Annotated in this window: 18 protein-coding genes; 8 read left to right on the top strand and 10 right to left on the bottom strand. The window is 32.7% G+C overall.

The window, feature by feature from the left end:
- Positions 1-11: 11 nt before the first annotated feature.
- From E1J38_RS02980 to E1J38_RS02960, 5 genes are all read right to left on the bottom strand, one after another.
- On the bottom strand, positions 12-2,687 hold the full coding sequence (locus E1J38_RS02980; protein WP_133355922.1) for a BamA/OMP85 family outer membrane protein: 2,676 nt from the start codon (positions 2,685-2,687) through the stop codon (positions 12-14).
- On the bottom strand, positions 2,620-3,360 hold the full coding sequence (uppS, locus tag E1J38_RS02975; protein ID WP_133355923.1) for an undecaprenyl pyrophosphate synthase: 741 nt from the start codon (positions 3,358-3,360) through the stop codon (positions 2,620-2,622). The genes E1J38_RS02980 and uppS overlap by 68 nt, the downstream gene beginning before the upstream one ends.
- Entirely contained in the window at positions 3,361-4,050 is a 690-nt protein-coding gene (porG, locus tag E1J38_RS02970) for a type IX secretion system protein PorG (RefSeq protein WP_133355924.1), read from the bottom strand.
- Positions 4,051-4,148: 98 nt separating this feature from the next.
- On the bottom strand, positions 4,149-5,033 hold the full coding sequence (locus tag E1J38_RS02965; RefSeq protein WP_133355925.1) for an NAD kinase: 885 nt from the start codon (positions 5,031-5,033) through the stop codon (positions 4,149-4,151).
- Positions 5,034-5,037: 4 nt separating this feature from the next.
- Entirely contained in the window at positions 5,038-5,697 is a 660-nt protein-coding gene (locus E1J38_RS02960; RefSeq protein WP_133355926.1) for a CBS domain-containing protein, read from the bottom strand.
- A gap of 68 nt (positions 5,698-5,765) precedes the next feature.
- On the opposite strand from E1J38_RS02960, the gene E1J38_RS02955 reads away from it, so the two are divergent.
- The 4 genes from E1J38_RS02955 to tig all read left to right on the top strand — a co-directional run bounded on the left by E1J38_RS02955 (position 5,766) and on the right by tig (position 9,046).
- Positions 5,766-6,479 carry a pyridoxine 5'-phosphate synthase gene (locus tag E1J38_RS02955; protein WP_133355927.1) on the top strand — a complete coding sequence of 238 codons (714 nt, stop codon included), beginning with the start codon at positions 5,766-5,768 and terminating at the stop codon, positions 6,477-6,479.
- Positions 6,480-7,244, top strand: a complete 765-nt coding sequence (locus E1J38_RS02950) for an alpha/beta fold hydrolase (RefSeq protein WP_133355928.1) — start codon at positions 6,480-6,482, stop codon at positions 7,242-7,244. It abuts the gene before it with no gap.
- Positions 7,245-7,277: 33 nt separating this feature from the next.
- Entirely contained in the window at positions 7,278-7,625 is a 348-nt protein-coding gene (locus tag E1J38_RS02945) for a phage holin family protein (RefSeq protein ID WP_133355929.1), read from the top strand.
- A gap of 92 nt (positions 7,626-7,717) precedes the next feature.
- Entirely contained in the window at positions 7,718-9,046 is a 1,329-nt protein-coding gene (gene tig / locus E1J38_RS02940; RefSeq protein WP_133355930.1) for a trigger factor, read from the top strand.
- A 152-nt stretch (positions 9,047-9,198) separates the two neighbouring features.
- On the opposite strand, the gene E1J38_RS02935 is transcribed toward tig, so the two are convergent.
- A complete protein-coding gene (locus E1J38_RS02935; RefSeq protein WP_133355931.1) occupies positions 9,199-9,948 on the bottom strand; it encodes a uroporphyrinogen-III synthase in 750 nt (249 codons plus the stop codon).
- 25 nt (positions 9,949-9,973) lie between these two features.
- Positions 9,974-10,618: a DUF4271 domain-containing protein gene (locus tag E1J38_RS02930; protein WP_133355932.1), complete on the bottom strand. Its 645-nt coding sequence runs from the start codon at positions 10,616-10,618 to the stop codon at positions 9,974-9,976.
- A gap of 117 nt (positions 10,619-10,735) precedes the next feature.
- On the opposite strand from E1J38_RS02930, the gene E1J38_RS02925 reads away from it, so the two are divergent.
- Genes E1J38_RS02925 through E1J38_RS02915 form a run of 3 tightly spaced genes read left to right on the top strand, consistent with a single transcriptional unit; the run spans position 10,736 to position 13,389 of the window.
- On the top strand, positions 10,736-11,458 hold the full coding sequence (locus E1J38_RS02925) for a polyprenol monophosphomannose synthase (protein WP_133355933.1): 723 nt from the start codon (positions 10,736-10,738) through the stop codon (positions 11,456-11,458).
- Between the two features lie 57 nt (positions 11,459-11,515).
- Positions 11,516-12,856 carry a dihydroorotase gene (locus E1J38_RS02920; RefSeq protein WP_133355934.1) on the top strand — a complete coding sequence of 447 codons (1,341 nt, stop codon included), beginning with the start codon at positions 11,516-11,518 and terminating at the stop codon, positions 12,854-12,856.
- Complete coding sequence (locus E1J38_RS02915) at positions 12,853-13,389, top strand: DUF4296 domain-containing protein (RefSeq protein ID WP_133355935.1); 537 nt, start codon at positions 12,853-12,855, stop codon at positions 13,387-13,389. The genes E1J38_RS02920 and E1J38_RS02915 overlap by 4 nt, the downstream gene beginning before the upstream one ends.
- Here E1J38_RS02915 and E1J38_RS02910 read toward each other — a convergent pair.
- On the bottom strand, positions 13,367-14,374 hold the full coding sequence (locus E1J38_RS02910) for an NAD-dependent epimerase/dehydratase family protein (RefSeq protein WP_133355936.1): 1,008 nt from the start codon (positions 14,372-14,374) through the stop codon (positions 13,367-13,369). The two genes, E1J38_RS02915 and E1J38_RS02910, sit on opposite strands and share 23 nt — an antisense overlap.
- Positions 14,375-14,493: 119 nt before the next feature.
- On the opposite strand from E1J38_RS02910, the gene tyrS reads away from it, so the two are divergent.
- The gene (tyrS, locus tag E1J38_RS02905; RefSeq protein WP_133355937.1) at positions 14,494-15,789 is read left to right on the top strand and encodes a tyrosine--tRNA ligase; all 1,296 of its coding nucleotides are present in this window, start codon (positions 14,494-14,496) and stop codon (positions 15,787-15,789) included.
- Between the two features lie 149 nt (positions 15,790-15,938).
- On the opposite strand, the gene E1J38_RS02900 is transcribed toward tyrS, so the two are convergent.
- Together E1J38_RS02900 and E1J38_RS02895 are read right to left on the bottom strand one after the other, a co-directional pair.
- On the bottom strand, positions 15,939-16,919 hold the full coding sequence (locus tag E1J38_RS02900; RefSeq protein ID WP_133355938.1) for a LuxE/PaaK family acyltransferase: 981 nt from the start codon (positions 16,917-16,919) through the stop codon (positions 15,939-15,941).
- Positions 16,920-17,055: 136 nt separating this feature from the next.
- Positions 17,056-18,984 carry a T9SS type A sorting domain-containing protein gene (locus tag E1J38_RS02895; protein WP_133355939.1) on the bottom strand — a complete coding sequence of 643 codons (1,929 nt, stop codon included), beginning with the start codon at positions 18,982-18,984 and terminating at the stop codon, positions 17,056-17,058.
- Positions 18,985-19,073 lie beyond the last annotated feature (89 nt).

Genomic DNA, 19,073 nt, shown 5'->3' with positions numbered 1-19,073 from the left:
TGATTTTCATCTTAAAATTGTTGCCCAATTATAAAGTGTGTTTCCCACCCATGTTTTTCTGTGGTTCCTGGTAATGGGTCAAAACCGTGACCAAAGTCAATACCTAATAAACCAAATGCCGGCATGAAAATTCTAACGCCCATACCTGCAGATCTATTAACATTAAATGGGTTATAATCCTTAAAGCTATTCCAAGAATTACCAGCCTCTAAAAAAGCCAATCCATAAATTTTAGCTGATGCTTTTAATGTAACAGGGTACCTAAGCTCTAATGAAAATTTATTGTAAATGGTGGCGCCATCATTGAAAACTTGACCAGTGCTTTTATCGAAAGGAGCAAGAGATTGATTAGGGTAGCCACGTAATTGAATGGCTTCTCTACCATCTAAACTAAATTGACCCAAACCGTCTCCACCAACAAAAAATCTTTCAAAAGGAATAGCACCTCTATCATTATTATAAGCACCTAAGAAACCAAACTCCACCAGAGGTCTTAAAACTAAGTCTTTAGCTATTTCATTATACCACTCGCCTTTAAAGTTTATTTTATAGAACTCCAGCCATTTAAAGCGTTCTTGGTCAATCTCAGAGATTCTGTCTCTAGCATTCTCTATTTGAGTTGGCGTACTATTTACATTTTGCGTTATACTTTGGTTAAGTTCTCGTTCTTCTTTTAAAGCAGTATAATCTACACCGTTTACTGTTGAATAAGGGAATGAAAATTTAGCGGTAGCCGAAAAATTGGAACCACCCGTTGGGAAAATAGGATCAAACCTTGTGTTATTTCGGGTTAAACCTATTGTTAATGATAGGTTATTAGAGTAGCCATCTCCAAAAGTAAATAAACCAGTATTATAATTATTTAAATCATAACGTTGATAACTGATGGCATTTGATAATGTAAAATAGTTGTCTGGGACAGATAAGCGTTTTGCTAATCCAAAGGTAATCCCTGTTATGTTGAAACTTCTACTTTTATCTGCTCTTCTATTTATAAAGTCGAATAAAAATTGCTTGGTATGCGATAAAGAGGTTGAAAATTGAACGGGTTTTTTACCCCCTAACCATGGTTCTGAAAACTGAAAGCTATAAGTTTGAAAGAACCTACTGGCCTGCAAACGTAATGCTAAACGTTGTCCGTCTCCCATTGGAACTGGTTTATAGGCTTCTTTATTGAAAATGTTTTTCATGGAGAAGTTGTTGAAAGATAAACCAAGTGTACCAATAAAACCACCACCACCATAACCACCTTGTAACTCTATTTGGCTAGAACCAGTTTCCTTAACTGAGTATTCCATATCTATGGTGCCCTCAACAGGATTAGGGTTGTTAAAGTTTGGCGATATTTCTTGGGCATCAAAGAACCCTAATTGACCAAGCTCTCTTACAGTTCTTACAACATCTGCTTTGCTGTATAATTGACCTGGACGCGTTTTTAATTCTCTGTAAATAACATGATCGTTGGTTCTTTCATTACCTATTACAGAAACACTATTAAAATAAGCTGGTTTTCCTTCTGTTATTCTAATCTCCAAATCAATAACATTGTTGTCTGCGCTAACTTCTACCTGTCTTATAGTTGAAAATAAATAACCATTATTTTGATAAGCGTTTGTGATGTCATTAGCATCTGGTTTGGAGTTATCTGCAATGCGTTCTTGAAGCAAAACGCCATTGTAAGTTTCTCCCTTTTTAATTCTAAGAATGTTGTTTAACTGCTTGTCTGTGTAAACGGTATTACCAATAAATTTAATATCTCCAAATGTGTAAAGATCACCTTCTGTTACATCAATATTGATAGATATGGTTTTATCGTCATTGTAAATAATAGAATCAGAAACAATACGGGCATCTCTGTAACCATGTTCTTTAAATTTATCTACAACACTGGATAAATCTGCCTGATAAGCAGAATCTATAAACTTTGAACGTTTTAAAATACGTAAGCGATTAATTTTTTTGGTGCTTTTCATGGCTTTTCTAAGCTTTTTATCGCTTATCATTTCATTACCATTAAACACAATGTCTTTTATTTTTACTTTTTCACCTTTATCTATATTCAATACCATATTTACTCTGGCAGTCTTTAAAGAGTCTTTAACCTCTATAGTATTGATGTGTACTTTGGTGTTTAGAAATCCCTCTTTTTTATATTTTCTGGTTAAGAAATTTTTAGTATTTGTTAAAAGATTTTCAGTGACTTTTGTCCCTTTTTTTAACTTATTGTCCTCAACAATGCCTTCAATTTTGCCTTTTTTTACACCATTTATCTTTAATTCGTTTAATTGTGGTAAATCTTCTAATCGTATTTGCAGATAAGCATTACTATCTTCAATATTAATAACATAAACTTCTATATTATTAAACAGTTTTGTACCCCAAAGTTTTTTTATAGCGTTACCTATTTCCTCTCCAGGAATATTAATCTCTTGCCCTTTCCTTAAACCTGAAAAATTAATAATAGTTTGTTCTCCAAAACTGGTGTTTCCTAAAACAGAAATACCACCTATAGTGTATTTTTTATTGGTGTTTAAACTTTGAGCTTGAAGATTAAGGCAACTTACTGTAAGAAGTAATGTTGCAAAACAAAGCTTAATGAAGGTTTTATATGGCGAAATTTTAGTTAAGTTGCTCACTTGTTTTCCCAAATCGTCTCTCTCTTTTTTGATATTCAATAATAGCTTCATACAAATGCTCCTTTGTAAAATCTGGCCAAAGCACATTTGTAAAATATAATTCTGCATAGGCTATTTGCCAAAGCAAAAAATTACTTATACGTTGTTCTCCGCTAGTTCTAATTAGCAAGTCTACATCTGGTAAATTTTGCGTGTAAAGATGCTCATTTATAATTGATTCATCAATATTTTCGGGCGAAATTATGTTATTTTTAACTTTAATACTAATCTCTTTAACAGTATTTATTAATTCTTCTCTAGAGCCATAGCTTAATGCTAATGTTAAAGTTATCCTATTGTTAGTTTTTGTTTTGTTTATAACCTCTGTGAGTTCATTGAAAACCTTTGCTGGGAGCAATTTTAAGTTACCTATGGCAGTAAGTTTAATGTTGTTGTCTTGAAGTGTTTTTATTTCTTTTCTAAGAGAAGAAATTAACAACTTCATTAAGGTTTGAACTTCTAATCTAGGGCGGTTCCAGTTTTCGGTAGAAAAAGCATAAAGTGTTAAGTTTTTAACACCTAATTCTGCACAGGCCTCAACAGTTCTCTTAACAGATTTAGCACCGTTTTCATGACCAATAGCTCGCAACATGCCTCGTTGTTTAGCCCAACGCCCATTACCATCCATGATTATGGCTATGTGTTTAGGGAGCTTCTTGTTTAATATGCCTTCTTTTAAGTCCATTTATTCATTTACACAATAACACGGGTTCTCTCCAAAGGTATAAGTTAAGGTTATGCCAGAAAACATGTACCAATCGTTATTATTTATATTGCCAAATCTATATTCTGGTCTCCATTTAGCATCAGGAATACTACCGTCTAATTCATCAGAGAATGTGTAACGAGCTCCTATTTCTATACCTAAAACTATGTTGTCAATAAATGTTGTTTTAAAACCGAGTGTCATCGGAATGCCGTAAGCCCAACTCGAGGTGTTTTCTTGGGTTTGTACACCGTTTAAAAAGTAATGATTATCATGTTTGGCTACTGTAATTCCAGTATGTAAATAAGGGGTGCTTATTTTTCTTTCAGAATGTAAGTTAAATTCAGTAAAAGTAAATTCCATACCAATAGAGGCTTCCATAATATTGCTAGAAAACTCATACCCTCTTTGAATTCGCCTAGGATCATCAGAATTAATATCTATACCTTCTAAAGTAGTGAAAATCAATGAGGCTCTGTAAGAGTGTCTTCGGCTTCTGTTCCATTTATAAATACCACCAATGGCCAATTGATTTGGTGAAATATAATCAGTAGCACCAACATCTCCAATAAAATTACTACCACCAAGATATAAGCCTAATTCATTAATTTGAGAAAAGCTTAATTGAACAAAAAAAATACTTAATACTAATACGCTTAAATGCCTCATAGAGATTTAAAAGTTTGCAAATATAATAAATATGATTAGCCTAATGTAATTGTATTAGTGTAAAACAAGTTTTCTTGTAAAATATTGTGAATTAGGACTTAATTACGCTTGTCTTCGCCCCAAAGCATTTTTTTTCGAAGTGTTTTTAAGAAGCTTTCATCAAGAAGGTCAATCATTTTAATTTTAAAGTCAGCTTTTTTTATTGTAATAATGGTTTCGTTTTCCAATGTGGCAATTCTGGAATCTAAAGATACCAGATGTTGTTTTTCCCTGCCGCTTACACTCAACTTGATTTCTGTAGAATCAGGTATTATTAAAGGTCTGGCACTGAGGTTATGGGGTGCAATTGGTGTAAGCACAAAGCTATTAGTACCTGGGGTAATTACGGGGCCACCACAACTTAACGAGTATCCTGTAGAGCCTGTAGGTGTTGAAACGATAAGGCCATCGCTCCAGTATGAGGTTAAAAACTCACCGTCTAAATGAGTTTTAACAGTAATCATAGAGGTGGTATTCTTTCTGCTTACCGCAATTTCGTTTAGTGCAAAATTAATGGATTTTATCTCACTATTCTCTGGATTGGTTTCAATGGACAATAAGCTACGTTCTGAAATGTTGTATTTGCCTTCCAAAATATTTTGAACCGCATTTTCAATATCTTCTACTTGAATGGTTGCTAAAAAACCTAGTCTGCCTGTATTTATTCCAATAATGGGAATTTCAAGGTTTTTTACAGAAGGAATAGCTCTTAAAATAGTACCGTCTCCGCCAATGCTTATCAATAAATCAAACGAAGCATTTAAAACACTGTACGTTTTGAAGCTATTATATAAATTATCATTTGAGGTTGCAGTATTTACTAGGTCTAAAAACTCAGACTCAATCAAAACTTCAATATCTTTTTCTTTTAAAAAATTTAAAAGCCTATCAAGAGAAGCTATGGTATGTTCATTATTATAACGACCAAAAATGGCAATTTTCATAGCATTACATATTTAAGTATTTCCTCAGATAATCCGATCGGTCTTTTAGGTTTTCAAAATAAGTGTCTTCTTCATGACCCGAAGCAATATTGTAGCTATACCTGCGGAAGGTTTGAATGATTTCATTAATATTAGAATTGCCTATTTTAAGTGTAACCTGTACTACATCATTTTTAATTTTTGATACAAAAGCACCTAAAACACGCCCTCCATTAGACTCTACTATCTGGCTTATTTCACTAAAAGAATAATCATTAATACCCTTTTCAACTACTATAACAGCTCCTGCAGAATGAAAGAAAGGAGACTCATTAAAAAGGCTGATAATATCTTTTAACTCATAATAGCCAAGATAATTATTTTTTTCATCTAGAACAGGCATAATGTTAGCTGAGTTTTGAGCAAAAGCCTCTAAAACATCTAGCCATAATGTAGTGTCTCTAACAAAAAAATTCTCTAAGGCGTAAAGGTAGTCACTAACAAGTTTGTTGCTATCAAAACAATGTACATCTGTTTCAAAAAGTAATCCCACAAAAACGTCATGAGTATCTTTAACAGGAATGTGAGAATACGTTAATTGGTTAAAAAGTGATTGTAAATCAGAAACTTTACTGTTGCTGTCAACAGGTTTTATATCATTTATTATGTATTCTGATAGTTTCATGCTCGTTTTAATACTTATGCAAATTAATTAAAAAAATCATATACTTTTGTCACTTAAAAAAATAATTCATGACAAAATTAAGTGTAAACATCAATAAAATAGCCACTTTAAGAAATTCGCGTGGTGGAGATGTACCCAATGTAGTAGAATTTGCCAAAGATATACAAAGGTTTGGAGCAGAGGGGGTAACTATTCATCCAAGACCAGATGAACGTCATATTAGGTATCAAGATGCCCGCGATTTAAAGCCTGAAGTTTACACAGAATATAATATTGAAGGCAACCCTATAAAATCTTTTATTGATTTGGCTTTAGAGGTTAAGCCAACACAAGTAACTTTAGTTCCAGATGCTGAGGATGCCATAACTAGTAATGCCGGTTGGGATACTATAAAGCATAAAGATTTTTTAGTTGATGTTATCAAGGAATTTCAGAATAATGGTATTAGAACTTCAATTTTTGTAGATCCAGTTTTGAAGCAAATTGAAGGTGCTAAGGAAACTGGAACCAATAGAATAGAGCTGTATACTGAGTCTTTTGCTCATCAATATGGTTTGGGTAACAAAGAAGTTGTAAAGCCTTATAGTGATTGTGCTGTGTTAGCAAATAACTTAGGTCTGGGAGTTAATGCAGGACATGATTTATCTTTAGATAATATTGAATTTTTCAAACAAAGTATACCGGGTCTGTTAGAGGTATCTATAGGACATGCGTTAATTGCAGAAAGCTTGTACTTAGGGGTAGAGAATGTAATTCAAATGTATTTAAGAAAATTAAAATAGATGATACTACACTCAAATATAATTGGAGAAGGTAAACCATTTGTGATTTTACATGGGTTTCTAGGTATGAGTGATAACTGGAAAACATTAGGAAAACAATTTAGTGATGAAGGATTTCAGATACATTTAGTAGATCAGCGCAATCATGGACATAGTTTTTGGGATGATAATTTTAATTATGAAATACTAGCCCAAGACTTAAAAAATTATTGTGAAGCACACAATTTAACAGATATTGTTTTGCTAGGGCATTCTATGGGCGGTAAAACAGCTATGTTGTTTGCTTGCTTGTATCCAGAATTAGTTTCTAAACTTTTGGTAGCTGATATTTCACCTCGTTTTTATCCTGTACATCACCAAACTATTTTAGAAGGATTAAGTGCATTAGATTTCAGTGAGATTAAAAGTAGAGGGGAAGCAGATAAAGTTTTAAGTGAGTATATTTCAGAATTTGGAATTCGTCAATTCTTGCTCAAAAACCTGTATTGGGTTAAAAAAGGGAAATTAGGGTTGCGTATAAACTTAGAGGTTTTAAAAAGTGAAGTTGCTGAAGTTGGAGAGTCATTACCAGCTCATTTGAGATTTGAAAAAGACACTTTGTTTTTAAAAGGTGATAGGTCAGAGTATATTGGAGCCGAAGACCAAAGGCTTATTTTAAATCAATTTCCTATTGCTAAAATAGTAACCATAGCTAATTCTGGACATTGGTTGCATGCAGAAAATCCAAAAGACTTTTTTGATACGGTTATTAAGTTTGTTGGTTGATAATTTGTAAATTGTAACTATAAATACAATTAAATGAAACTTATAATAAAACTTTTACTAAATGCCCTAGCTGTTTTTGTAATTGCATATGTTCTAAATGGAGTGCATGTAGATAGTTACATGACGGCACTCATAGTGGCCGTCGTGTTATCGGTTTTAAACCTTTTTGTAAAACCAGTTTTGGTAATTTTTACTTTGCCAATAACCATTGTAACCTTGGGTTTATTCTTGTTAGTAATTAATGCCCTAATAATACTGTTAGCAGACAAATTAATTGACGGCTTTTCGGTGAGCAGTATCTGGATTGCAATTCTTTTTAGTATTCTACTATCTCTATTACAATCTATATTACATTCTCTACTTAAAGAGGAGAAAAAATAGCTTCAAAATCAAGCAATTAAAACTTTGTTGGGGTGTAAAAAATGTTATACTTTTGCATCCCAATTTTAGTTATACTAATTACATTTTAAAAAATGAACATTACAAGAGAAAACGTTGATGCATTAAATGCGGTAGTAAAAGTTGATATTGCTAAAGAAGATTATAGCGATAAAGTTGAAAAAATCTTATCAGATTACCGTAAAACAGCTAACATCCCGGGGTTTAGAAAAGGGATGGTACCAATGGGAATGGTGAAAAGACAATATGGTAAAGCTGTGTTGGTTGATGAGGTTAATAAGTTGTTACAGGATGCTTTAAACAAATACTTAACAGAAGAGAAGCTAGATGTTTTAGGGCAACCATTACCAAAACCACAAGATGATATTGATTGGGATGCAGATGGATTTACTTTTGAATTTGAACTTGGTTTAGTGCCAGAGTTTGATGTTGAACTTAAAAGTAAAAAAGCTATAACGCAATACAATATTGTAGCCGATGATAAAATGATTGATGAACAAATTGAACGTATTCAAAGCCAGTACGGGAAATTAGTATCACAAGATGTTGTAGAAATAGATAGTGAAATTACGGGTACATTCAAAAACGAAGAAAAAGAAATAGAAAACACTATTACATTTACCCTAGATAAGTTTAAAGGAAAAGCTACTGAAAAGAAATTTATTGGAGCCAAGGCCGGCGATATAATTACTCTGAAAACTAAAGGATTGTATGATGATGAGCATGAGCTAATGCATGCCTTAAAGTTAGGACATGATGAAGTTCACGGATTAGATATTGAAGTTACCTTTACAGTCAACGAAATTAATAAGAGAGAATTAGCAGATTTAGACCAAGAGTTATTTGATAAACTTTTTGGAGAAGGCACTGTAAAAACCGTAACTGAATTAAAAGCTAAAATTAAAGAGGATGCCGAAAAGCAATTTATACAGCAAGCAGACCAAAAACTTTTAAACGATGTTACAGAGTATTTAATTGAGAATACTAAGTTTGATTTACCTGCAGAATTCTTAACAAAATGGATGGCTACTGCTGGAGAAAAAGAGTTAGATGAAGTACAAGCTAAAGAAGAATATGAAAAGTCTGAAAAGAGTTTGCGTTATCAGTTAATTGAAGGTAAATTAATTCAAGACAACGATATCAAGGTAACGATGGATGATATTAAAAATCATGCAAGAGAAATGATTAAAGGACAAATGGCTCAATTTGGTCAAATGAACCCTTCTGACGAGGAATTAGATGGTATTGCAGCAAGAGTGTTATCTAATCAGGATGAAGCTCGCAGAATTTCAGAGCAATTGGTAAGTCAAAAACTATTAAAGCTTTACAAAGAAAAGGCAAACCTTAAAGTAAAAGAATTAACATACGAAAAGTTTGTTAAGGAAGTTTATGGAGATATATAATTAAGATGCGTTTGTTTTATTTGAATCCATCTTATAATATTTTAGTGTGACACTATATTGGGACGAGGCAAATTTTAAATTAAAAAAACCAGTGAAGTAAAGTTCACTGGTTTTTTTATTTATATTAAGTAATTTTTTTAGTGAAATATTAATTATTTCTTTTTATTTACCTTTTCAATATATTTTTCTAAAGCCATGGTCATTGATGGTGTTTCTGGAGTTGGTGCTGCTATATCAACACGTAAGCCCTTTTCCTCTACAGCCTTGATAGTAGTATTGCCAAAAACAGCTATTCTGGTATTATTCTGTTTAAAATCTGGAAAGTTTTGAAATAACGACTCTATTCCAGAAGGGCTAAAGAATACTAAAACATCATAATAAACATTGGCTAAATCTGATAGATCACTCACAACTGTTTTAAAGAAAGTAGCTTGTTTCCAATCTACGCCTAAAGCATCTAAAGTTTCAGGAACTAATGGTTTTACCTTGTCTGTATTAGGTAATAAAAATTTCTCGTCTTTATATTTTTTAATTAAAGGAGATAACTCAGGAAAAGTACGCTTCCCAACATAAATTTTACGCTTTCTGTAAACTACATATTTTTGAAGATAGTAGGCTACCGCTTCAGACTGACAGAAATATTTCATGGTGTCTGGTACTTTAAAGCGCATCTCCTCGGCTACTCTAAAAAAGTGATCAACTGCATTTCTACTGGTTAAGATAATGGCAGTGTATTTACTAAGGTCAACTTTTTGTTGTCTTACTTCCTTAGCAGAAACCCCTTCCACATGTATAAAAGGTCTAAAGTCTATTTTAACTTTTTGCTTTTCTTGTAAATCAAAGTAGGGGGAGTTTTCTATTTTAGGTTCTGGTTGCGATACCAAAATTGTTTTCACTTTCATAAGCGCAAGTAGTTTGTTCTTTGTTCTAGGTCATAAACACCTTATACAATATAATATAGGGTGCTATTTCAAGAGCGCAAAGATACAAAATAAAATAGAAAAAATGTTGTTTTATTAAACTTTGATATGTTTTAAAAGAGGTTATTAGCCCAATAATATTCACTATTAACAAAATAATAATGATGGTGTAAATTAGGGGTAACGATAACTTAAAACTGTAGAGTAAAATAGCATTCATTGGTAATAGTAAAATGCCTAAATAATTCTTATAACTAATTTTTTGAAAAAGGTACCCGTCTACTAACTTATCTATTTCAAAAAGACTCCCAATAAGGCGTTCTATTAAAACTTTTATTAAGAAAAAAGAGGCTACACCAATGGCTAGTTTAAAAAGTGCGTTTATGGAAACTTGATTACTCTCAGATATAAATTGAAAAATAACATATATAAATACAGAAGAAGAAATAACTAAATTACCAAAAAGAAGTGCATCAAATACATCAAAAAATTTTTGCTCACGGGCATATATTTTTAAGTATTTAGAATTGCCTATAACCAATATAAACTCATTAAATCGTCTGGGATCTGTTAACTTAGCAATGGCAATAACAATAAGTCCTGCAATCAATAAAACTGTAAATAACTCATTTGATGCAATTTCTCTAAGCATGTTGTAAAATTATCATAAATTCTTAAATAAGATGTCTAAATAATTAAGGAATATTTAAAATAAATAATAGCTTATTAATGTACATTTGTTAAAAGTAAAAAGCGTAACTGATTACGAATGACAGGAGCCATTGTTATCATTCCAACTTACAATGAAATTGAGAATATTGAGGCTATCATTAAAGCTGTTTTCTCACAGTCTAATGCTATTCATATTCTTGTTGTTGATGATAATTCTCCAGATTTAACGGCTTTAAAAGTTAAGGAATTACAACAGACTTTTTCTAACAGATTGTTTTTAGAAGTAAGACAAGAAAAGTCTGGTTTAGGAACTGCTTATATTCATGGGTTCAAATGGTGTTTAGATAAAAATTATCAATACATATTTGAAATGGATGCCGATTTTTCTCATAATCCAAAAGATTTACAGAAGTTATACGATGCATGTGCAGTTCATGGGGCCGACTTATCTATTGGTTCACGATATATAACAGGTGTGAATGTGGTTAATTGGCCTATGGGCAGGGTGTTAATGTCTTATTGTGCGTCAAAATACGTTCGGTTTATAACTGGTATGAAAATTAATGATACTACGGCGGGTTTTGTATGCTACAAAAGAAAGGTTTTAGAAACAATAGATTTGAATGCTATCAAGTTTATAGGGTATGCATTTCAAATTGAAATGAAGTTCAAGACTTATTTAAATAAGTTTAAAATAATTGAGGTTCCTGTAATTTTTACAGACAGAACCAAAGGAGAATCTAAATTAAGTGGTGGTATTATTTCAGAAGCTATTTTTGGAGTGATATCAATGAAACTGAAGAGTCTTTTAAAAAAGTAAACATACGTTACAATCAATTTTATAATTAACATAAAATAACGATTAAAATTTAAAGGGGTGAAAAAAATACTTATCAAGAATGCTAACATTGTAAATGAAGGCGATGTTTTTAATGGCGATGTATTAATTGAAGGTGAATATATTAAAAAGGTTGGAACCTCATTAACTCCCAGGTCTGCAGATGTTTTGGTTATGGATGCTGAAGGTAAATATTTATTGCCCGGAGCTATTGATGATCAAGTACATTTTAGGGAGCCTGGATTAACCCATAAGGCCAATATTGAAACAGAATCTAAAGCGGCTATTGCTGGTGGAATTACATCTTTTATTGAAATGCCTAATACCAACCCGCAAACTACTACTATTGAAAAATTAGAAGAAAAGTTTGCTATGGCGGCTAAAAGCTCTTCAGCTAATTATTCATTTATGTTTGGTGGAACGAATGATAACTTAGACGAAATTTTAAAACTTGATGTAAATCAGTGTGCTGGATTAAAATTGTTTTTGGGATCTTCAACAGGGAATATGTTGGTGGATGATCCAGAGGTATTAAGAAAGATTTTCTCAAATACAAACTTGCGTATTTCGGTGCACTGTGAAGATGAAAATACTATTAAGAAAAACCTACAGAAACATATTGATGAGTATGGTAATGATATTCCAATCAAACAACATCCCATTATTAGAAGTGAAGAAGCCTGTTATTTGTCATCTTCTAAGGCAATAGAATTGGCTAAGGAAACGGGTGCAAGATTACATGTTTTTCATTTATCTACAGGAAAGGAAACCAATTTATTTGACAACAGTGTTCCTTTGAAAGACAAAAAAATAACCTCAGAGGTTTGTATTCATCATTTGTGGTTTTCAGATGAAGATTATGAGAAAAAAGGAACATTAATAAAGTGGAATCCTGCCGTGAAAAAGGCGAGTGATAGAGAACTACTTTGGGAAGCTTTATTAGATGATAGAATTGACGTTATTGCTACAGATCATGCTCCACATACTATAGAGGAGAAAAAAAACGTTTACACTAAAGCACCATCCGGAGGGCCATTAGTACAACATGCATTACCGGCTATGTTAGAAATGTATCATAGAGGTAAAATTTCTCTAGAGAAAATAGTAGAAAAAATGTGCCATAATCCTGCTATTTTGTTTGATATAAGTAGAAGAGGCTATATAAAGGAAGGGTATTTTGCAGATTTAGTTTTGGTAGATTTAAATAACCCATGGACGGTTACCAAAGAAAATACACTATACAAATGTGGATGGTCACCTTTTGATGGATCTACCTTTAAATCAAGAATTACGCATACCTTTGTAAATGGGCAGATTGCTTATCAAAACTCAAAGTTTAGTGAAGTGAAATTTGCTAAGCGCTTAACTTTTAATAGATGATTTTAAAACGCTTACTTCTACTGCTTGCTTCCATTTTAACTATAGTTGCATGCTCTGGCCCTAAAAAGCCTAAGCTTTTAATTTCTAAAAAGAAAATGGTTAACATTTTAATTGATGCCAAATTAATAGCAACAGCTAATGGTGTTAATAAAAAAACAATGCAAGATAGTGGCGTTTATCCCAATACTTATATTTATAATAAGTACAGTATAGATAGTGCACAGTTTGCAGAAAGCAATACATACTACACTTATAATATTAAAGATTATGAGGAAATTTATCAGATAGTAAAAGATAGTTTAGATAAGCTTAAAGAACATTACACGGCATTACGAGAAGAAGAGCGGAAAAAAGCAGAACAGAAAAGTAAGGACTCACTTGATGCTATTTTAAAAAAACGAGACTCTATAAAACTTTCAAAAGGTATTGATTCATCAGCGGTTTTTAGAATAAAAGATTCGTTGCGTAAAAACCACCCGCTTCCTGAAATAGAGAAAGAAGGTAAATTAATTACACCTGTTTTTGATAAATAGAACCAACGTCTTTTATAGTTTGGTCTATTGGACTAAAGGAGTAGTTTAAAATGGTTTTAACCTTGTCACTATTGTAGTTTTGTTTGGTATTTAAAGACCTTACAATATGCTTTGTTAATTGGCGCCTTTTGCCTGTTAATTTAGTCTTTAACCAATCTATTCTCCATATAATTTTTAAAAAGAAAAAACTTGCTTTTTGTTTAGGTGGTTTGCGTTTAACAGATTTTGATAAAGCACCTAGAAATTTACGATAACTCCAACTTTCAGCAACTAAAACATAGCGTTCATTAACAATATTACTTTCCATTAGCTTACACATTATATCAACTACATCATAAACAGAAACTAATCCAACCGAACCAGAAGTGTAATATTTAAATCCTTTGGCAGCTTTTTTAAATAGGCTTCCAGAACCATACCTCCAAATACCTGGTCCTATAATAACTCCAGGATTCACAATAACCACATCAAGTCCTTCTTGGCTAGCTCGCCATACTTCCATTTCGGCTCCATATTTAGTTATGCCATATACGTGATTGTCTGCTTCTGGATTCCAAACCGTGTCTTCATCAATGGGTTCATTGTTAATGCTCTGCCCCAAAGCAGCAACAGAACTTACATAACATAATTTTTTTATATTATAAGAACAGCAAAGATTAACAATATTGGCAGTGCCTTCTATATTTGTTTTTCGTAAAAGATGGTATTTATCGGGTTCAAAAGAGACAAAAGCAGCACAATGATAAACTAGTTCAATGTTTGATAGTGCTTCTGTTAAGGCAGGTACATCTAAAATATCGGCTTTAATCCATTCAATATTATTGTATAGTTTTTGAAAATCTTCGGTATAACAGGAAAATACCTTTTTCACGTTGTCCAGTTTGCGTTCGTTTCTATAAATAGCCTTAACTTTTGCATGGTTATTAACTAATTTATATAGCAAATGGGCGCCTACCAACCCTGTTCCACCTGTTACTAAAATCATGCAACTAAAGTAAAGAATTATTCAGAATACCATAGTAATTATGCATTGATTTTTATATTTGCACTGTTTTACAAAACCTAATAATGGCTTTTAATAAGGTGTAATTTAAACCAAATGAAATGATAAAGAATTTTGTTGAAGAATTAACATGGAGAGGTATGATTCACACAGTTATGCCTGGTGCTGAAGAACATTTAATGGAAGGGATGAAGAGTGCCTACATAGGGTTTGATCCTACAGCAGATTCTTTACATATTGGTAATTTAGTGCCTATTATGATTTTGGCTCATTATCAGCGTTGTGGGCACAAACCAGTAGCTTTGGTTGGAGGTGCAACAGGTATGATTGGTGATCCTTCTGGTAAGTCTAATGAGCGTAATTTATTAGATGAAACCACTCTTCGTCATAATCAAGAAGCTATAAAAGAGCAGTTGGCCCATTTTTTAGATTTTGAAAGTGATGCCAATAATGCCGCTGTTTTAGTTAATAATTACGATTGGATGAAAGATTTTTCATTTCTTGAATTCATTCGTGACGTGGGTAAACATATTACCGTAAATTATATGATGGCTAAAGATTCTGTAAAAAATAGAATTTCATCAGATTCATCAGAGGGTATGAGTTTTACAGAGTTCACTTACCAGTTGGTTCAAGGGTATGATTTCCTTCATTTATACAAATCTAACAGTTGTACACTTCAAATGGGAGGTAGTGATCAATGGGGAAATATTACTACTGGAACAGAGTTGATTAGGCGAATTTCTGGCGGAAAGGGGTTTGCCATAACGTGTCCGTTAATTACAAAGTCTGATGGTTCTAAATTTGGAAAGTCTGAAGGCGGGAATGTATGGTTAGACCCTAAAAGAACATCGCCTTACAAATTCTATCAATATTGGCTGAACTCATCGGATGAAGATGCCGAAAAATATATTAAGATTTTTACCTTTTTAGATGAAACCGAAATAAATACCTTAATCAAAGAACATAATCAAGCACCTCATTTAAGGGTTTTGCAAAAGCGATTAGCTGAAGAAATTACGAAAATGGTACATTCAGAAGCTGATTTAGAAAATGCTATTAAAGCAAGTAATATTTTGTTTGGAAATTCTACTGGAGATGATTTAAAACAACTTGATGAGCAAACCTTTTTAGATGTTTTTGACGGTGTACCACAAACTGAAATTGAAGCTTCTGATATTGAAGAAGGGTTAGATATTATTGGTGCTTTGGCCGAAAAAGGAGGCTTTTTAAAATCTAACGGTGAAGCAAGACGTGCCTTAAAAGAGAATTCTATTTCTGTAAATAAAGAAAAAGTAAAAGAAGGTTATAGTATAACTTCTAAAGACTTAATAAACAATACCTTTGTGCTTTTACAACGAGGTAAGAAGAACTACTTTTTGTTGAGAATGGTATAAAAAACATAAGACCCAATGTTGAGAGCATCAGGTCTTATACAACTAACCAACCAATTAAAAACTAATCTTTCTTTTTCTTAGCTTTCATATTTTGTCGTTAAGAACATCAAAAACTTACAATAAGCATTAATTTTTTTAAAAGAAAGTATCTAAAGGACCATTAAGTTACATCCACGAATATCAGAGTGGTCAAAGCGCCCAATAATTTCAAAAGAATCATCAGCATTTAGTCGTCCCAAATCTTGAGTAGCAATAAAAGCACAGGAATTTATATTTGCTAAATCAATAATGTTTAGTCCACCAGTTTTATTGGTAGTTTGTATGGAAAGTGGATCTTCAGTGTCTCTTATTAAAACACGCATCCAATTAGGGTAATTAAAAATACCATCGCCTTTTGAATAGGCTTGACTTAATAGCTCTGTCATACCATATTCACTATGAATGGTGTCAACCCCAAAGCCCGATTTCAAAATTTGATGCAGTTCCTCTCTAATGAGTTCCTTTCTCCTACCTTTCATACCACCTGTTTCCATAACAATGGTATTTTTTAAGCTAAATTGATAGGTTTCAATCAAATCTAAAAGAGCAAAAGATACACCAATTAATAACACTTTTTTCCCTTCAGCATCTAACTTAGTAAGTCTTTTCTTTAATTCTGAAAGGTTGTTTAAATAGAAACCACTTTCGGTATGATTTGATTGTTTTATTAAGGAGTCAATCATATAAATTAAGGAAGAACCTTTCCGTTCTAAATACGAAGGTAACAAGGCCAAAATAATATAATCTTTTATGTTTCCGTAAAACTGTTTGAAACCAAGATTAAAACTTTGTTCATATATTTTTAAATTGGTTACATGGTGTTTACTTGTAAGGTTTCCAGTAGTTCCAGAACTTGTAAATGCCGCTTCAATAGTTTTATTTGAACTTAAAACTTCATGCGATCTAAAAAATTGAATGGGTAAAAACGGAATGTCTTTTATAGACTGAACATCACTTGGGGTTTTATACATTAAATCACAAAAAGAACGATACACCCTGTTGTTTTCAAACTGAAATTTGAAAACTTCAAGAGCTTTTTGATTAAACGCTTGTTCGGTTTTAATATTGAAAATTGAGTTTTGGTCTATCATTTAAAATATCGTCAGTTCGAGTGTTTTTCTGTCAGACTGAGCGCAGTCGAAGTCAAGAAAATTGTATCGAGAGCAAAAGTATATAAAATAAAAAAGCGCTGCTTTATGCAACGCTTTTAAAATGTGTAATTTTAAGTTATTTAATAACTAATCTCTTTGTTGAAGTAGCATCATCTTGAGATACTCTTAATATATAAATACCAGTGTTTAAAGCAGAAACATTTAAAGTATTATTAGTTACAGCACTTCTTAGAACTTCTTTTCCAATCATATCAAACACAGAAATGTCCATCTTAGAGTTGTTTTTACTTAAAATGGTCACATAGCCCAAATCTGTTGGGTTAGGGTAAAGTTTAAAACCTTTAATAGCAAAGTCTTCATTTGAAAGCGTAAAGCTATTTGCGGAACCAGGCGTTCCAGAGTCACCTGCAGTTAATGGGCCTCCAGTAGAAGTACCCCAATTAGCTCCTGCGTCATTATCAGTAGCATTCATTGCAGTTGTAGATAATTCCATGCTAGCACCGGTGGGATCTGGGAAATTAGGGCCTCCATCATAATAAACTTGATCTATAATTGTTGAACTACAAGTTAAAATTATTTCATCTGCACCATTAGATAGAGAAATTCCAGAGTATTGATAATTCACAGTAACACCACCATTAGTGCCTGAATCACTATTGATGCCGAAAACGGCATATCCCATAGCAGGTACGGGAACATTTGAGATAATAGTGTGAGAATCGGTGTCAGCATCACTTATAATCCAGCCAATCATATCAATTGCAGACATTGTGGTATTATATACTTCAAAATATTCCCCACTTCCGTCAGCTACATTAGCTGGGTTTTGCATAATTTCTGTTATAATGATGTCTCCAATATTGGGGCAAGTAGCTGCTGGGTTAACATCTCCTGTGACAGCAATGTTTCTCTGTATAGCACCAGGGGATGTTAACTCCACATTTCCAGAATATGAGTTAACAGATAAACTTTCAGCTAAACGAACATAAATTGTAGTTGTAACAACGTTGCCACTGCCGTCTGGGGATAAAGATCCGGAAGGAAAAAAATCAACACCATCAGCAGAAACCTCAAAATTTGCAGGTGCAGTAATTGTAATATCGTCTGTTAAGAACATCCCTGAAACTTCAAAACTATCTGATGTTGAAGGACCTGAACCTTCGGTGTAACTAAAATTACTTAAGCCACCTGAATAACTAATTAATGGATCATCTGGACCAACAGCACCATCTACAGAAACTATTTTTGATATTGCACCTGTTGAGGAAACAGTAACATTATCTGAAAATGGACTATTGACATTAAGTAACCCGGAAACTAATCGTACATAAATGGTTGTGGTATTCACGGTTCCACCACTATGACCTATAGTTTCAGAAGAATTAAAGTTTGTATTATCTAAAGAAACTTCAAAATTCGTAGGTGCAGTAACTGTAATGTCATTAGTTAAATTAATACCAGAAACCGTAAATGTGTCAGAATCAGAAGGTCCTAAGGATTCATAATAAAACAATCCTGATACTCCAGTACTTGTACTAATGGTAGGAGTTGCAGAACCAGTATAACCAGTCCAAGTAATATCATCAATTGTTACTTGCCCATCACTATTATTTACGCTAATAAATTTAATTACAACATCTCCTGGTTGGTTTACAGTAATTGAACCAGATGGTTTAGTGACACCTTGTTCACCAGAAGACGTAACATTACCATAAACAACATCATTTATTAAAATATTTAAGTTTACGTCGGTAGAAAAGGCTTGTTCGTAATTAAAACTTATTGTTCCAACACCACCAGAAATGGTTCCAGAATATACCTCAGCCTGAGGTGTTCGGTTTCTTCCCAACATTAAAGATTTTCCAGTGATACTTTGGTCACCTCTAGATTGTACGTACGTCCATGAAGAGCCATCTTGCCCTGTAAAAGTGCCGTCGGCATAAGATGATCCAGTTTCGGCAAAATTATCAAAAGTCTCTGTGCCTTGAGAGAAACTTAACGATGCTGTTAATAGAGCAAAGAATAAAAAGTAAAGTTTTTTCATAATTATGGATGAATTAAATTAAGTCCTTTAAGTTAAGTAAAAATCTTAGTAAAAACTAAAAAAGTCAGCCTGTAAGGCTGACTTTTAAC

Origin of the sequence: Seonamhaeicola sediminis (assembly GCF_004358095.2) — a bacterium.
In the GTDB taxonomy this organism is placed as follows: Bacteria; Bacteroidota; Bacteroidia; order Flavobacteriales; family Flavobacteriaceae; genus Seonamhaeicola; species Seonamhaeicola sediminis.
This window is presented reverse-complemented; position numbering and strand designations above follow the sequence as displayed.

Bases quoted from the DNA above. Each gene is read 5' to 3' on its own strand.
- E1J38_RS02930 (WP_133355932.1), bottom strand. From the start codon at position 10,618: ATGCTTAGAGAAATTGCATCAAATGAGTTATTTACAGTTTTATTGATT.
- E1J38_RS02980 (WP_133355922.1), bottom strand. From the start codon at position 2,687: ATGAAGCTATTATTGAATATCAAAAAAGAGAGAGACGATTTGGGAAAA.
- E1J38_RS02960 (WP_133355926.1), bottom strand. From the start codon at position 5,697: ATGAAACTATCAGAATACATAATAAATGATATAAAACCTGTTGACAGC.
- uppS (WP_133355923.1), bottom strand. From the start codon at position 3,360: ATGGACTTAAAAGAAGGCATATTAAACAAGAAGCTCCCTAAACACATA.
- E1J38_RS02955 (WP_133355927.1), top strand. From the start codon at position 5,766: ATGACAAAATTAAGTGTAAACATCAATAAAATAGCCACTTTAAGAAAT.
- E1J38_RS02935 (WP_133355931.1), bottom strand. From the start codon at position 9,948: ATGAAAGTGAAAACAATTTTGGTATCGCAACCAGAACCTAAAATAGAA.
- E1J38_RS02900 (WP_133355938.1), bottom strand. From the start codon at position 16,919: ATGATAGACCAAAACTCAATTTTCAATATTAAAACCGAACAAGCGTTT.
- E1J38_RS02910 (WP_133355936.1), bottom strand. From the start codon at position 14,374: ATGATTTTAGTAACAGGTGGAACAGGGTTGGTAGGCGCCCATTTGCTA.
- tyrS (WP_133355937.1), top strand. From the start codon at position 14,494: ATGATAAAGAATTTTGTTGAAGAATTAACATGGAGAGGTATGATTCAC.
- E1J38_RS02950 (WP_133355928.1), top strand. From the start codon at position 6,480: ATGATACTACACTCAAATATAATTGGAGAAGGTAAACCATTTGTGATT.
- E1J38_RS02945 (WP_133355929.1), top strand. From the start codon at position 7,278: ATGAAACTTATAATAAAACTTTTACTAAATGCCCTAGCTGTTTTTGTA.
- porG (WP_133355924.1), bottom strand. From the start codon at position 4,050: ATGAGGCATTTAAGCGTATTAGTATTAAGTATTTTTTTTGTTCAATTA.
- tig (WP_133355930.1), top strand. From the start codon at position 7,718: ATGAACATTACAAGAGAAAACGTTGATGCATTAAATGCGGTAGTAAAA.
- E1J38_RS02965 (WP_133355925.1), bottom strand. From the start codon at position 5,033: ATGAAAATTGCCATTTTTGGTCGTTATAATAATGAACATACCATAGCT.
- E1J38_RS02915 (WP_133355935.1), top strand. From the start codon at position 12,853: ATGATTTTAAAACGCTTACTTCTACTGCTTGCTTCCATTTTAACTATA.
- E1J38_RS02895 (WP_133355939.1), bottom strand. From the start codon at position 18,984: ATGAAAAAACTTTACTTTTTATTCTTTGCTCTATTAACAGCATCGTTA.
- E1J38_RS02925 (WP_133355933.1), top strand. From the start codon at position 10,736: ATGACAGGAGCCATTGTTATCATTCCAACTTACAATGAAATTGAGAAT.